Origin of the sequence: Legionella tunisiensis (assembly GCF_000308315.1) — a bacterium.
GTDB classification, from domain to species: Bacteria; Pseudomonadota; Gammaproteobacteria; order Legionellales; family Legionellaceae; genus Tatlockia; species Tatlockia tunisiensis.
On sequence record NZ_CALJ01000316.1, the window covers coordinates 1 to 13,400 of the forward strand.

Sequence of the window (13,400 nt, forward strand, 5' to 3'; positions counted from 1 at the left end):
GAAACCGGTTAATTTACGACTAATTAAACCGGGTAGATAAAGCAAAGATTATTGCTTGATATGTACCCTGGTAAAGTTTTCCACGGGCATGTTGGAAGCATTGGCTGGGGTATCAACCGCGTACAGTCGGGCAAAGTTGCTCCATCGACTTTAGTTTACCTGGAAGCAACCGAGTATTGGATTAAAATTGCTCAGCGATTTCCTGTGCGTATTTATATTGATGATATAAGTTCTGAGTATCCTCTTCGGATAGGAGCTAGTGCAACTACCATTACTTATCGATAGCTGTTAAGGACTTTTAAATTGTTCATGCCGAAAACGATAGAAAATAGGGCTGCATTACGAACTGCTATTGCAACGGTCGTTGCCGTTTTTATCTCCTTCATGCTGCATTTAGACAAACCATATTGGGCAGGGATGACTGTTGTTGTTCTTGCCAATTTATATACAGGTAGCATTATTGATAAAGCGATTCTACGTATTTTGGGCACAGTATTTGGTGTTTGGCTTGGATTCTTTTTTGCTGGTTTTGTCGCGAATAGTTTGTTTCTTTATTTATTGATGAATTTCATGCTTGTTGCGATTGGTGTCTATTACTATAACTTTAGTTCTCATGCATATGCATATCTTCTTGGGGCAATTGGGGCTTTTTTGGTCGTTGCTCAATTAGCTATGAATCCTCAAGAAGCCTTTTTTGTAGCAGTCTGGCGGCCAATTGAAATTGGTTTAGGCGTGTTGGTTTCTGCAGCTGCTGCTTTTTGTCTTTTTCCAAATAATATCAGCGAGCATGCTTTAAAAGATATTGATGTAATTTTTACGGAGCTTGGCAATGTATTAGACGGCTTAAAAACAAATTTAATAACTGGTGAACTGGATTTTACAGAAATTAAAAACAGCAATTTGCAATTGAAAAGAAAACTAAAAAATCAACTGAAATAATTGATTTTATGCGGCGTGAATTAGGTGTCAAAAAGGAGAAAATAGATCAAATAAGAGTATTAATTGATCTTTTTTAAATTTAAGTCGGACTATTTCTTTTTTATTTCTTCGTATGAAAGAGAAATAGAACGAGAGGGATTTGCTGATGTGTATCAGCCAGTCGCAGAGATATTTACTGCAGTTCAACATGATTTGAAGGTATTACGCAATGCATTTTTTCGGTTGCAGAAACGGATCATGCTTTGCAAATAAGTAGTGCGATGGAGACTGTAAAGCAAGCGATAGTTGGTGAGACAGATGAATCACTGGTGAAAATAAAACATTACTATCAAATTGAACCCCTATTGCAGCAAATCAATACGGTAATTACTAGCTTAAGCACGATTTTAATCAGTGGACAGAATTTGGAAGCGAAAGATGATCGATTAATTAGTCTAAAGCAGCAATTGCGTCATGATCCCGATATTATAAAGCACAGTATTAAAGCAGGATTAGCTGCGGTTCTTGCTCTAAGTTTTTGGCTTATAAGTAATTGGCCTGGTGGCTTGAATGGGATTATCAGCAGCATTGTTATTTCGATCAGAAGAAATTTATTTGATATGAAAAATATCAGCATTCACCGTATTCTAGGCTGTTTATCTGGTGGAGGAGTGGCTTTATTTCCCCTTGCTTTTTTTCCATGAATTTATATGACCTGATTCTTGTTTTATTTTTTGCAGTCTGGGGTTTCAGTTATTTTGCTTTTAAGTACACGAAATATGCGTATATCGGCTTACAAGCAAATATTGCTTTAGTTATCTCTCTAGCACAAGCGGGTGGCCCTCCTACCGACTTGGTTCCTCCTTTAGAGCGTCTGGGAGGCATTTTTATTGGTATTACCGCAAGCTTCCTGGTAGCAAATATTTTATGGCGCACCGATCTTCTAACTATGGCGTTTGGACATGTAAGGAAAATATTTCGTTATCTTAGATATAACATGATCGAATTACTCAGTGTAGAGAAAGAGCAGGAAAAGCTATACGATCTTGCCAATTTTTTGGGTATCACGTGGTCTATTGGAATCTTTCAACGAAGGACAGCTAAGTACAAAAAAACAAAAAAACTGGCAGAAGCGAAAAAGAAGTTTGCCCAATTAGCGCTTATTCAAGCAACAATCAGTCATATTCATCAAAGTATTGATCAGGAAAAAGCGCATCATACTGCCGTTGCATTGGGCATTAACTTAGATACTTTGGAACAAATGGTAATGACTCTGTATGACACCAAGCAAAGTGATAAGAGGCAGGCATTTAAACCTCAGGTAAACGAACTACTAGCCCAAATCGAACCCATTATTTACTCAGTAAAAGCGACGGATATCAATTTAGATAATTGTATTGCTTATATAAACGCATTAGTTCAATTGGCTATGTTGCGTATTGATTTCTAGAAAACTTAGTACTCGAATTTATTTTGGACCGCAATGCGGTCCAGTTGGAACTAGTTTAAAACACATTGGATATAAGAGATGATTAACTTAACAATTTATTTCGAATGCATTGATCATTTTGGGCAAATCCATCTATGACTAAACGTGTAACTGATGAGACAATATCTTCTCGTTTAACAGCTTCTTTATTATTGTTTGTATAATAGACGGCCATAACAATAGGAGCGCATTGAGGAGGCCAAATAATGCCGATGTCATTTGTTGTTCCGTAGTACATGCCAGTTCCTGTTTTGTCTCCAACTAGCCAGCTCTTGGGAACTCCTGCTCTGATACGATTATCACCGGTAGTGTTGCTCTTTAACCAAGATAATAAAAGCTCATGTTGAGGGTTAGCTAAAACGCTGTTTAAGGTTAATTGTTGTAAGCTTTGCGCCATGTCTTTGGGGGTAGAACTATCATAGACATTATTTTTCCCTCCAGACATCGCTTCTTCCGGCCATCCATTGTCCTGGCGAAATGTATCATTATGAATAGAACGAGCAAAATCATTAATTTTTTCCAGCCCTCCCAGTTTTTTACCAGAAGGTTCATAGCGGTATTATCGCTATAGTTAATAGATGCTGCGCATAATTCAGAAACAGTCATCCCTGTATTGAGATGTTTTTCGGTTATCGGAGCCCAATTTGTTAAATCTTCTTTTGTATAGGACATTTTTTGTGATAAGAGGGTAGGGTCACTCATACTTTTTTAAGAATAGCGGCGACGCCCATTACCTTAGAAGTGCATCCCATAGGAAATCGTTCATCAGCACGATAATGCACTTGTTTCCCATTCGCTGTGTTAATCGCGTAAATCCCTATTCTTCCACCTGATGCAGCTTCCAGCTTTGCTAGTTTTTCTTCAATTGAATGGGGACTTATCTTTTCTGCTGCTGCAATTGGTGGCATAAAAGCAGTGAACAATAAACTGCAAGCAATAATCCACGAAGGCAAACATTGAGTTGAAAGAAAGTTCATATTGGTTGTTCTCTTAAAAGGTAACTGATTGAAATTCGATAAAATCTTCTTCTGATAATTGGAGTTAATAAAGAGAGTCCTTGTATTGTTTTCTCATGACGGCGTCATTATACCAGGTAAGTAAAACCAATGGATAGTTCATTAGAGTTGAGTTTTCCAAGCAGGTGTTCATCACCTGTGTGAGGCAAAATTCCAGTATCAAATTTTCCTAAAGCAACAAAGTTATAGCCAACGTTTAGCATTAAATTTTCTTGAATAGGTTTTGAAAGCCCAACTCCAACTGACCAAACAAAATTTGATTGAGTGGTGCCAGTAAAATTGTAAACCCATCCTGGAAGCTGCGGTGCGTATTGAGTGGCTGTTGTCTTATTCCACGATGCACCAGCACCTAAACTGATATAAGGAGTAAGTATTTCAAAAGGTAGATTGTAATAGCCTCTTACCATTAGATAATTTGATTGGATTTTCAATTTTTGTACGCCCACCACGGAGAAAAAAGAAGGGAAGAAATACTCACGATTAAAATTACTTTGTCCATTAAAGGTAGCGCGAAGCTCAACATGTAAGGGGGTAGAAGAGACATAAGTTCCTACTGCAAAAGAGCCAAAAGCTACAGAAGAATCGTTACTATTTTGAATAAGTTGTGGTTGTCGTGGATTTTCAAAAATGACGTTATGAACTCTTTGGGCGCTTATACCGCCGTCTAAACTCAAATAAGGTGACCAGTGATTCTTTAGCGTTGCATGCACTAGGTTAGAAAAAATAAAGATAAAAAGACAGTCCATAAAGACAGGTAAAAAGAAGGAGGCAACATAATAAATTCCTTTTCTAAAAAGTGTAGAGGAAAGTGTACCGCTAAGTTCTGCTACCTGTCACTGAAGTTGATTTTGAGGAATTATAGGTTGAGCCAGCTCAAGGGTTATTATCTCTATCTTTTGACTAATATTCTTCAACCAAACCCATCAAGGAATGTAAAAATAGTGAATAAGAATAGGCAGATTAAATGGGAATCCTGGTTGCAAGCAACCAGGCCAATTACACTGGTTTGTGATTTGACGAATCAGCGACTTCTACTTGTAGCTCAAGACCCTGATTGAGCTCATTGAGATAATGATTTAATTTAAAAATCCATTCAATCACCGTTACCGGAGTGTCGACAAATCGGGAATCAAAAAATTCTTCGAAAAATCGGGTAATTTTTAATAGCTTTCCGAGTTGTTTCTGAAAGACCTGCCATGACACAGTCTTTAACAGCGCGCGCAATTTTGCCCGCACAAGTCATATTTATAGTTTGGGTCATGTATTATTTTTTCCATCTCTTTTAAGATAGCCATTTCATCAAGGAAATAAGGTTGACCACTTTCGCGTGTGGGAAGTGACACCGCATAATCCGGACTTAAGCCTTCAGTGACTTCTCTATTTTCGAGTTCAAATTCAATATCACTTCTTTCTTTTTTAAGTCTTGTAGCTCTTTTTTAATGTTTTCATACTGGGTTAACAGCTCATTGACTCTAAGCTCCTCTTTGTCAATATCACGAAGCTTTTTAATTGTGTCACTGATTTGATTCTGCAACTCCAATAATTCTTGTGCATCTTCGTTTTCAGGATAACACTGAAAATAAAGCATAAGATGACGTCTAACCCGTGCATGTCTTTTTTGTGTTTGTTTCGTGGGTTCCAAACGTAAAAATCAAGCATTTTCTCTAGGTAATCGTTAACTCACATTCTTTGTTAATTATAGAAGCGGATTATTAACATATTCTTAAATTAGCTATTGGGAGAGGATCAATTCTGTTTTGGATCGCTATCATTATTACGGTATCAGAACCCTAATCAGAAGCAGGCTATTTAATGCCAAACTGCAAAATATGGGCTATATTTTTTAGAAAAGTTGTTTCATAAATCATAAAGAGGATCGCTCATGGGATTGTTAAAGCGAATTTTAGGCAATTATATTGGGGGCCATCAGGGGAAAACCCGTTCTGGCCATGATAATTATAGCCAGGGCAAGCATCATGGAGGTTATAGAAATTCTGCTCCAATGCAAACAACCTGTCCAAAATGCAACACTTCTGTAGATCCACAAGCAAGATTTTGTGGTCGATGTGGTACTAGCTTGCAAGAATCTCTCTGTGCGTGTGGCGCTTTTTTGGAGGCAGGTGCTCAATTTTGTGCCCAATGTGGAAAACCTCGCAGTTAATCTAAATAGTGTGCTAGGGGCACAATGTGTCCTGAGTTTTTCTTTTAAAACGGAGAACAAAAGTTCCAATGGAGGGGGGTATGGGGCACGATCATGCAATACCTGAGAACCTAAATAAAAAAACCTCAGTTTAGCGCTGTTTTTGACATCTACTTATCTCATTGTTGAGGTAGTAGGTGGATTAGTGACTGGTAGTCTGGCTCTTCTCTCTGATGCAGCTCACATGTTAACCGATGCTAGTGCGCTGGCTATTTCACTGGCAGCCATTCATCTTGCCAGCCGACCTGCCAACTTCACCAAAACGTTTGGTTATCATCGTTTTGAGATTTTAGCCGCGGCTTTTAATGCCATCATGCTATTTTTTGTAGCAATCTATGTTTTATATGAAGCTTTTCAACGCATTAGCAGTCCTCCTGATATTCAAACGTTCGGAATGCTTATCATTGCGGTGATTGGATTAATCATTAACTTAATTTCCATGTGGCTACTCAGCGCTACTAAAGAGCATAGTCTTAATGTTAAAAGCGCTTATCTTGAGGTGTGGAGCGATATGCTTGGATCGGTTGGAGTGATAATTGGCGCAATAATTATTCATTATACCAGCTGGCAATGGGTGGATTCTGTAATCGCTGTGGCGATTGGTTTGTGGATTTTGCCTCGCACGTGGATACTGTTAAAAGAAACAGTCAATATTTTGCTGGAAGGGGTTCCTGAGGGGATTGATGTTGAACAAATTCAACAGTCAATTCGTGCAATTCCAGGCATCATTGATCTCCATGATTTCCATCTTTGGGCGCTCACTAATGGCAAAACCAGCCTAACAGCTCATCTTGTCTATGAGCCTACTTATTCGCCTGAAAAGCAATTACTCCCTTCTGTGCAGGAGATGTTGGCTAAACAGTATTCCGTTTACCATATAACGCTACAGTTTGAATGTACACCCTGCAGTGATGGGCTTGATCAATGCAATTATACAGAACCAAACATACATAAGGGAAACGTAATATAGTGCAGCTATTCTCAAGCTAGAGATTGCATAGGGTTCAAATTTAACACAACATTAACTAATCGATTCCGATGCCGCTTGACGTAATTTAGCCATGTAGTTTTAATCCGTAGCCGGATTTTTATTTTCAATGTTCAACTAAAATAACTAGGTACTTGGGTTTTAATCCTTTGACGTGAGTTAGTATATAACCAAGCTTGTATTAATCTTTAATGCACCAATGAAGTATATGTTTCATAGCCACTCGACTGCATAGGAGTAATTGTGAATTTTTGAATACATTCATTGATAAGTAATCGCTTTCGCCCTTTAAGATTGAAAAATTTTGAGTGTATGAAAAATATTTGCACAGTCAGGGACTAATCATGTACTAAAATTGATAACTGAGCCTTGGCGTAATTGAGTTATATTTACAATGAATTCAATGTAGTCCAAAAGACAGGGAATGAGTTATGGATAATATAAAAAAGAAAATAAAGAATTGTAAAAAATTCAATGAGAAGAGATTAGATTCAGTGTCGCCTGAATTGAATCAGCCCGAGTCTAGTGGATTGAATTTTGACAAGATGTTTCATGCCTCACTTAGCAAGTTTGGCAGTTGGCTATCTTCTGCAATTCTTCTGGTTTCCTATACTGATTGGCTGGCCAATTTAAGTTTATCACCAGCAAGACAGCAAGAATTAAGAGTAAACGTCATCAAGAAATTGGGACGGTTTTTATTCTACGTGTCCCAGCAAGGTTTAGATAAATCCTGTGAACCTTGTATTCCTGTACGTCAAACGGATCATCGCTTTCATGATGAACAATGGAATCAATATCCTTTCAATATATATTCCCAATTTTTCTTATTAACCGAGCAGTGGTGGGATGAAGCCACATCAACTCTTCGGGGTGTTTCTAAGCATCATCAGACTATTGTAAATTTTATAACACGACAAATTCTCGATACGTTTTCACCTTCTAATATACCCTGGATGAATCCTGAAGTGATTGCAGCTGCAATTTCTGAAGGTGGAACCAATTTTATTAATGGATGGAATAATTATATTGAAGATATAGCCCGTAATTTGAATAATAAGCCTCCTGTTGGTACAGAACAATTTAAAGTGGGTGAGAATGTTGCAGTTACACCGGGTAAGGTCATTTACCGAAATCGTTTAATTGAGCTCATTCAATATGAGCCAACAACAAGTGAAGTGTATGCAGAGCCTGTACTAATAGTTCCCGCCTGGATTATGAAGTATTACATCCTTGATCTCTCACCACATAATTCAATGGTAAAATATCTGATTGAGAAGGGGCATACCGTTTTTATGATTTCCTGGAAAAACCCCACATCCGAAGACAGAAATTTAGGTCTATCAGACTATATAAGTCTTGGCATTATGGATGCTCTGGATGCAATCAGTCAAATTATTCCACAGAAAAAATTCATACAGTTGGCTATTGTATTGGCGGAACTTTATTAAGCATTACTGCAGCAAGAATGGCAGCCAATGACGATAATCGTTTAAAAACAATGACATTGTTCGCTGCGCAAACTGATTTCCAAGAAGCAGGGGAACTGCTTTTGTTCATTGATGAAACTCAACTCACTTATCTTGAAGATATTATGTGGGAAAAAGGTTATTTGGACGGGTCGCAAATGGCTGGTGCATTTAGTATGTTGCACTCTATAGATCTGATTTGGTCGCGAGTAGTACGTGACTATTTACTAGGTCAACGCCAACCTTTAAATGATTTGATGGCATGGGACTCTGATACTACGAGAATGCCTTACGCAATGCATACGGAATATTTACGCGATTTATTTTTGAATAATGATTTAGTTGAAGGCCGTTTTAAAGTGTTTAGTGAAGCAATTAACCTGTCTGATATCAATGTACCTATTTTTGTCGTAAGTACACTGAAAGATCACGTTGCTCCTTGGAAATCAGTTTACAAAATCCATTATTTCACAGATACCAGTATTACTTATGTTTTGACTAATGCAGGACATAATACGGGTATTGTCAATGAACCCGATCAACCTGGCCGAAGTTATCAAATACTAACCCATCAAAAAGGAGAGAAGCATCTCTCTGCTGAGGTCTGGCAAGAAAAGGCACCGCATTTTGATGGTTCATGGTGGCCAGAATGGGAACAATGGATAACAAAACAGTCCGGAAACCAAGTAAAGCCGCCAAAGATAGGTAATTCTGCAAAAGGGTTGGATGTTCTGTGCGATGCACCAGGTACTTACGTTCTTCAAACATAGTGATGAATGATTACTATTAAAAGGACATTAATATGAATCAATCCGATTTAACCACTGATCTCGAGAAAGGATTGAGTACTCGAGAAGTCAAAAAAGACAAGCTACTTATGGTCTGAATGCCATTGGGGAAAAGAGAACAAATAATTTTATTAAATTTTTATCATTTCTTTGGGGCCCTATTCCCTGGATGATTGAGGCGGCTCTCCTCTTATCAGCAATTCTACAACACTGGGAAGATTTTTGGGTTATCTTTTTGATGTTGACACTTAATGCAGGTGTGGGTTTTTGGCAACAATATCAAGCAGATAATGCGATTGAAGCGTTAAGAAGCAAATTGGCATTGACTGCTCGCGTATTGCGTGATGGTAAATGGAAAACAATTCCTGCACGTGTATTGGTACCAGGGGATATTGTCCTAATTAAATTAGGAAACATTATTCCAGCCGATATGAAATTATTAGCAGGTGAATATTTAATGGTCGATCAATCGACTTTAACTGGGGAATCCCTTCCTGTTGATAAAAAAGTAGGTGAGGAAGTGTATTCAGGTTCTATTGCTCGTTTGGGTGAAATGATAGGGATTGTCACTGGAACAGGAATGAATACCTATTTTGGTCGTACAGCAAAACTGGTTGAAACTGCTAAAACAACCTCTCATTTTCAAAAAGCGGTATTAAAAATTGGAAATTTTCTCATTCGATTAACCTTCGTGTTAGTCGTTATTATTTTGATTGTGACTCATTTAAGGGGCGATCCATTTCTGCATACACTTCTGTTCGCGTTAATTTTGACGATAGCAGCTATTCCCGTTGCTTTACCAGCAGTGTTAACAGTAACCATGGCAGTTGGTGCATTAGAGCTTGCTAAAATGAAAGCTATAGTCTCACGGCTGTCATCCATTGAAGAAATGGCGGGTATCGATGTTTTGTGTTCGGATAAAACAGGAACACTGACTAAAAATCAACTTACTATGGGTGATCCAATTATTATTGAGGCAACCGGAAAAGAGGAACTTCTTCTTGCAGCTGCTTTAGCTTCAGAGCGCAACTCCGAGGATGTTATCGATCAGGCCATCATTCAAGCGCTTTCCCCTTCTATTCATTTGGAGCGCTACAAAACGACGCAATTTATTCCTTTTGATCCAAAACATAAGCGTTCAGAAGCACTCATTGAGTGTGATCACAGTTCTTTCCATGTTTCTAAGGGAGCACCCCAGGTCATGCTGGAATTAGTTGGTAAACCAGAGATTACGCATCAGGTGGAATGTGATGTGGATAGGCTTGCAAGTAAAGGGTATCGTGCATTAGGTGTTGCAAGAAAAGAGCAGGGTGGGGCGTGGCAGTATCTCGGAATCATTGCTTTATTTGACCCTCCAAGAGACGATACCGCCGACACGATTAAAGCTGCGCAAAAGATGGGTCTTGAAATAAAAATGTTGACGGGGGATCATGGATCTATTGCCAAAGAAATTGCCGGGAAAATTGGCTTAGGGACCAATATCATTTCCGCATCTTCAGTATTTAAAGAAAAGACAGACAATCCCCGTCAACTTGAAACCCTTGATGGTTTTTCCGAAGTTTTTCCCGAACACAAATTTAAGATTGTTAAACTATTACAATCAATTGGTCATATTGTAGGGATGACTGGTGATGGAGTGAACGACGCTCCTGCATTAAAACAGGCTGATGTTGGTATTGCCGTGGGTGGCTCAACTGACGCAGCTCGCGCTGCAGCAGCCTTAATTTTGACTGAGAATGGATTATCAGTGATTACCCAAGCTATTGCGGTAGCCAGAAAAATTTTCGAACGGATGAACAGTTATGCCACATTTAGAATTGCGGAAACAATTCGGGTATTACTCTTTATTTCCATGAGTATCGTGATATTTAATTTCTATCCTGTCACGGCCATTATGATTGTGTTACTGGCGATATTAAATGATTTTCCAATTATGATGATTGCCTATGATCATGTTCCGGTAGCACCGTTTCCTGTTCGATGGAATATGCGGCGTGTTTTAACTATCAGCACAACGCTCGGAATAATCGGTGTGATTGAAACATTTATCTTATTTTATATTGCTAAAGATTATTTTGAACTGTCCTTGCCGATGATCCAAACCTTTATTTTTTAAAATTGCTGGTATCAGGACATCTCACTATTTACTTAACTCGAAATACGGGAACCATCTGGCAACGACCTTGGCCTAATTTTTGGTTTTTCTTTCTATTGAATCCACTCAAATCATTGGTACGCTAGCTGCAGTTTATGGTTGGTTTATTACGCCGATTGGCTGGTTCTATGCCATACTCATTTGGGCTTACGCACTTTTTTGGATGCTTGTTGAGAGCGGAGTGAAACGTCTGCTTTATAAGAAGGTTATTATTCGTGATCAAGGGATAGGAGGCGACCATGCTGATTGATTTAAATGGAAAAATAGGGTTGGTCGTTGGCATTGCGAATGAGCACAGTATTGCCTATGGTTGTGCCAGGATGTTTCATCAGGCAAAAGCGGAGCTAGTGATTACTTACCTTAATGAAAAAGCAAAGCCTTATGTTGAACCCTTAGCTGAAACATTACAATCACCATTGTTTTTGACTTGTGATGTGCAAAAGAAGGATGAACTTGCTACAGTATTTAATCGCATTCATCAAAAGTGGGGTAAGCTTGATTTTATGCTGCATTCCATTGCTTATTGCCCTAAAACTGATTTACAAGATCGCGTGGTAGATTGCTCCCGGGAAGGATTTTTGGAGGCAATGGACATTTCCTGTCATTCTCTCATCCAAATGGCAAAACTTGCAGAGCCATTAATGAAGCAAGGTGGAAGTATTTTAACCATGAGTTACTATGGTAGTCAAAAAGTCATCGAAAATTATAATCTCATGGGAATCGTTAAAGCCGCGCTAGAGTCTACTGTTCGCTATCTTGCTTATGAGTTAGGCAAAGACAATATTCGAGTGAATGCAATCTCTCCAGGTCCTATTAAGACCCGTGCTGCATCAGGAATTCGCAATTTTTATGAATACATTGAAAAACAAGAAGAAAAATCGCCACTTCATCGTTTGGTTGATATTGAAAGTGTAGGCAACCTTGCGGCTTTTCTTGTTAGTAATGCGGCACAAGATATTACAGGACAAGTTCATTATATTGACACAGGTTACTCAATCATGGATTAGGAGGTTTTCATCATGAGCTACATCGAAAATCGTACTTTTGATGAACTCAAAATTGGTGATTTTGCCAGTTTAAAACGGACACTGACTCAAAAAGATATTGAGCTATTTTCAATTATGTCAGGTGATGTGAATCCTGCTCATGTGGATGCTGATTATGCAAAAGATGATATGTTTCACAAAATTATTGCTCAGGGAATGTGGGGTGCATCTCTAATCTCTACGGTACTGGGAACACAACTTCCAGGACCTGGAACGATTTATTTGGATCAAACACTCAAATTTACGGCTCCTGTAGTTCCTGGGGACACGGTGACGGTTACAGTAACGGTGTTAGAAAAAATAGCTGAAAAACACATTATTAATCTGGACTGCCAATGCACTAATCAGCAGGGAAAAACAGTCATATCAGGGATAGCAACGGTAATGGCGCCCACTCAAAAAGTGAAAAGAGAACGTGTTGAATTGCCTAAAGTGGTTTTTCAAGAATCAAAAGACTCATGGTACAAGCAACTGATTAAAATAAAAAATGATTATGATCCTCTTAAAACAGTAGTTGTTCATCCCGTTGATGCTTTATCACTTCAAGGTGCTATTGATGCTGCAGAGGAAAACTTAATTATTCCCATTCTGGTTGGGCCCCTCGAAAAAATCCAAAATGCGGCTAAAGAGGCCAATATTGATATTTCCAGCTATGAAATTGTTCCAACCAAACACAGTCATGAAGCCGCTGAAATGGCCGTTAAAATGGTTAAAGCAGGAAAAGCTGAGGCCATCATGAAAGGGAAAATTCATACTGATGAATTGATGAGCCCTATCGTGGATAAAGAAAATGGTTTACGCACCGGACGACGCATGAGTCATATTTTTTCTATGGAAGTACCGAACTATTTTAAGCCGCTGTTTCTTACTGATGCTGCCATAAACATCCAACCAAATTTACAAACCAAAAAGGATATAGTGCAAAATGCGATTGATTTATTTTGCAGATTAGGTTTGGGGCAGCCTAAGGTAGCAGTTTTGTCTGCAGTAGAAACAGTAAATGAGAAAATTCCATCCACTTTAGATGCTACAGCGTTATGTAAAATGGCGGAACGCGGCCAAATTACCGGTGGTATTGTTGATGGTCCACTTGCATTTGATAATGCAATTTCCATTGAATCAGCACGAGAAAAAGGAATTTATTCTCAAGTTGCGGGTGATGCGGATATCCTTGTTGTTCCTGATCTGGAGTCAGGCAATATGCTTTATAAGCAAATGACTTTTTATCTGGGATTGAAGCAGCGGGTATTGTAATGGGAGCAAAAATTCCTATTATTTTGACCAGTCGAGGTAGTGATAGAGACTCACGTAAAGCATCCTGTGCCATGGCCTTA

15 protein-coding genes and 2 pseudogenes are annotated in these 13,400 nt (G+C 38.6%); 12 read left to right on the forward strand and 5 right to left on the reverse strand.

Annotated elements, in window-relative coordinates; translation table 11 throughout:
• Positions 1-51: 51 nt before the first annotated feature.
• From BN58_RS36615 to BN58_RS29245, 4 genes are all read left to right on the forward strand, one after another.
• Positions 52-285, forward strand: coding sequence for a hypothetical protein (locus BN58_RS36615; RefSeq protein WP_019218214.1), 234 nt, complete (start codon positions 52-54; stop codon positions 283-285).
• Positions 286-309: 24 nt separating this feature from the next.
• Positions 310-939 (forward strand): FUSC family protein, encoded by a 630-nt coding sequence (locus tag BN58_RS29230; protein ID WP_019218215.1) that lies wholly within the window; start codon positions 310-312, stop codon positions 937-939.
• Positions 940-1,181: 242 nt separating this feature from the next.
• Entirely contained in the window at positions 1,182-1,622 is a 441-nt protein-coding gene (locus BN58_RS29240) for a hypothetical protein (RefSeq protein ID WP_019218217.1), read from the forward strand.
• A complete protein-coding gene (locus BN58_RS29245) occupies positions 1,619-2,368 on the forward strand; it encodes an FUSC family protein (RefSeq protein WP_019218218.1) in 750 nt (249 codons plus the stop codon). Before BN58_RS29240 ends, BN58_RS29245 begins: the two co-directional genes overlap by 4 nt.
• 82 nt (positions 2,369-2,450) lie before the next feature.
• Here the strand turns inward: BN58_RS29245 and bla are convergent.
• The 5 genes and pseudogenes from bla to BN58_RS19235 form a co-directional block, all read right to left on the reverse strand.
• A pseudogene (bla, locus tag BN58_RS35440) lies at positions 2,451-3,109 on the reverse strand (class A beta-lactamase).
• Positions 3,106-3,384, reverse strand: coding sequence for a serine hydrolase (locus BN58_RS29260; protein ID WP_156812648.1), 279 nt, complete (start codon positions 3,382-3,384; stop codon positions 3,106-3,108). Before BN58_RS29260 ends, bla begins: the two are co-directional and overlap by 4 nt.
• 107 nt (positions 3,385-3,491) lie before the next feature.
• Positions 3,492-4,169: an outer membrane protein gene (locus tag BN58_RS29265; RefSeq protein ID WP_026069617.1), complete on the reverse strand. Its 678-nt coding sequence runs from the start codon at positions 4,167-4,169 to the stop codon at positions 3,492-3,494.
• Positions 4,170-4,419: 250 nt separating this feature from the next.
• A complete protein-coding gene (locus BN58_RS19230; RefSeq protein ID WP_019218222.1) occupies positions 4,420-4,647 on the reverse strand; it encodes a hypothetical protein in 228 nt (75 codons plus the stop codon).
• 133 nt (positions 4,648-4,780) lie between these two features.
• Entirely contained in the window at positions 4,781-5,065 is a 285-nt protein-coding gene (locus tag BN58_RS19235; RefSeq protein ID WP_019218223.1) for a hypothetical protein, read from the reverse strand.
• 240 nt (positions 5,066-5,305) lie between these two features.
• Between BN58_RS19235 and BN58_RS19240 the strand changes: the two genes are divergently transcribed.
• The 8 genes and pseudogenes from BN58_RS19240 to BN58_RS27445 form a co-directional block, all read left to right on the forward strand.
• Entirely contained in the window at positions 5,306-5,584 is a 279-nt protein-coding gene (locus BN58_RS19240) for a zinc ribbon domain-containing protein (protein ID WP_019218224.1), read from the forward strand.
• 142 nt (positions 5,585-5,726) lie between these two features.
• Entirely contained in the window at positions 5,727-6,593 is an 867-nt protein-coding gene (locus tag BN58_RS27430) for a cation diffusion facilitator family transporter (RefSeq protein ID WP_269570482.1), read from the forward strand.
• Positions 6,594-7,042: 449 nt separating this feature from the next.
• Positions 7,043-8,059, forward strand: a complete 1,017-nt coding sequence (locus tag BN58_RS35445) for a PHA/PHB synthase family protein (protein ID WP_232220827.1) — start codon at positions 7,043-7,045, stop codon at positions 8,057-8,059.
• A gap of 2 nt (positions 8,060-8,061) precedes the next feature.
• Complete coding sequence (locus BN58_RS35450) at positions 8,062-8,847, forward strand: PHA/PHB synthase family protein (protein ID WP_232220831.1); 786 nt, start codon at positions 8,062-8,064, stop codon at positions 8,845-8,847.
• A gap of 70 nt (positions 8,848-8,917) precedes the next feature.
• The gene (locus tag BN58_RS27440; protein ID WP_269570483.1) at positions 8,918-10,981 is read left to right on the forward strand and encodes a plasma-membrane proton-efflux P-type ATPase; all 2,064 of its coding nucleotides are present in this window, start codon (positions 8,918-8,920) and stop codon (positions 10,979-10,981) included.
• Positions 10,982-11,060: 79 nt separating this feature from the next.
• Complete coding sequence (locus BN58_RS35455) at positions 11,061-11,270, forward strand: hypothetical protein (RefSeq protein WP_232220829.1); 210 nt, start codon at positions 11,061-11,063, stop codon at positions 11,268-11,270.
• Entirely contained in the window at positions 11,260-12,027 is a 768-nt protein-coding gene (fabI, locus tag BN58_RS19260; RefSeq protein ID WP_019218227.1) for an enoyl-ACP reductase FabI, read from the forward strand. The genes BN58_RS35455 and fabI overlap by 11 nt, the downstream gene beginning before the upstream one ends.
• 12 nt (positions 12,028-12,039) lie before the next feature.
• Positions 12,040-13,400 (forward strand): annotated as a pseudogene (locus BN58_RS27445) (bifunctional enoyl-CoA hydratase/phosphate acetyltransferase); the annotation flags it as partial.

Bases quoted from the DNA above. Each gene is read 5' to 3' on its own strand.
- BN58_RS29230 (WP_019218215.1), top strand. From the start codon at position 310: ATGCCGAAAACGATAGAAAATAGGGCTGCATTACGAACTGCTATTGCA.
- BN58_RS29245 (WP_019218218.1), top strand. From the start codon at position 1,619: ATGAATTTATATGACCTGATTCTTGTTTTATTTTTTGCAGTCTGGGGT.
- BN58_RS29260 (WP_156812648.1), bottom strand. From the start codon at position 3,384: ATGAACTTTCTTTCAACTCAATGTTTGCCTTCGTGGATTATTGCTTGC.
- BN58_RS29265 (WP_026069617.1), bottom strand. From the start codon at position 4,169: ATGGACTGTCTTTTTATCTTTATTTTTTCTAACCTAGTGCATGCAACG.
- BN58_RS19240 (WP_019218224.1), top strand. From the start codon at position 5,306: ATGGGATTGTTAAAGCGAATTTTAGGCAATTATATTGGGGGCCATCAG.
- BN58_RS35445 (WP_232220827.1), top strand. From the start codon at position 7,043: ATGGATAATATAAAAAAGAAAATAAAGAATTGTAAAAAATTCAATGAG.
- fabI (WP_019218227.1), top strand. From the start codon at position 11,260: ATGCTGATTGATTTAAATGGAAAAATAGGGTTGGTCGTTGGCATTGCG.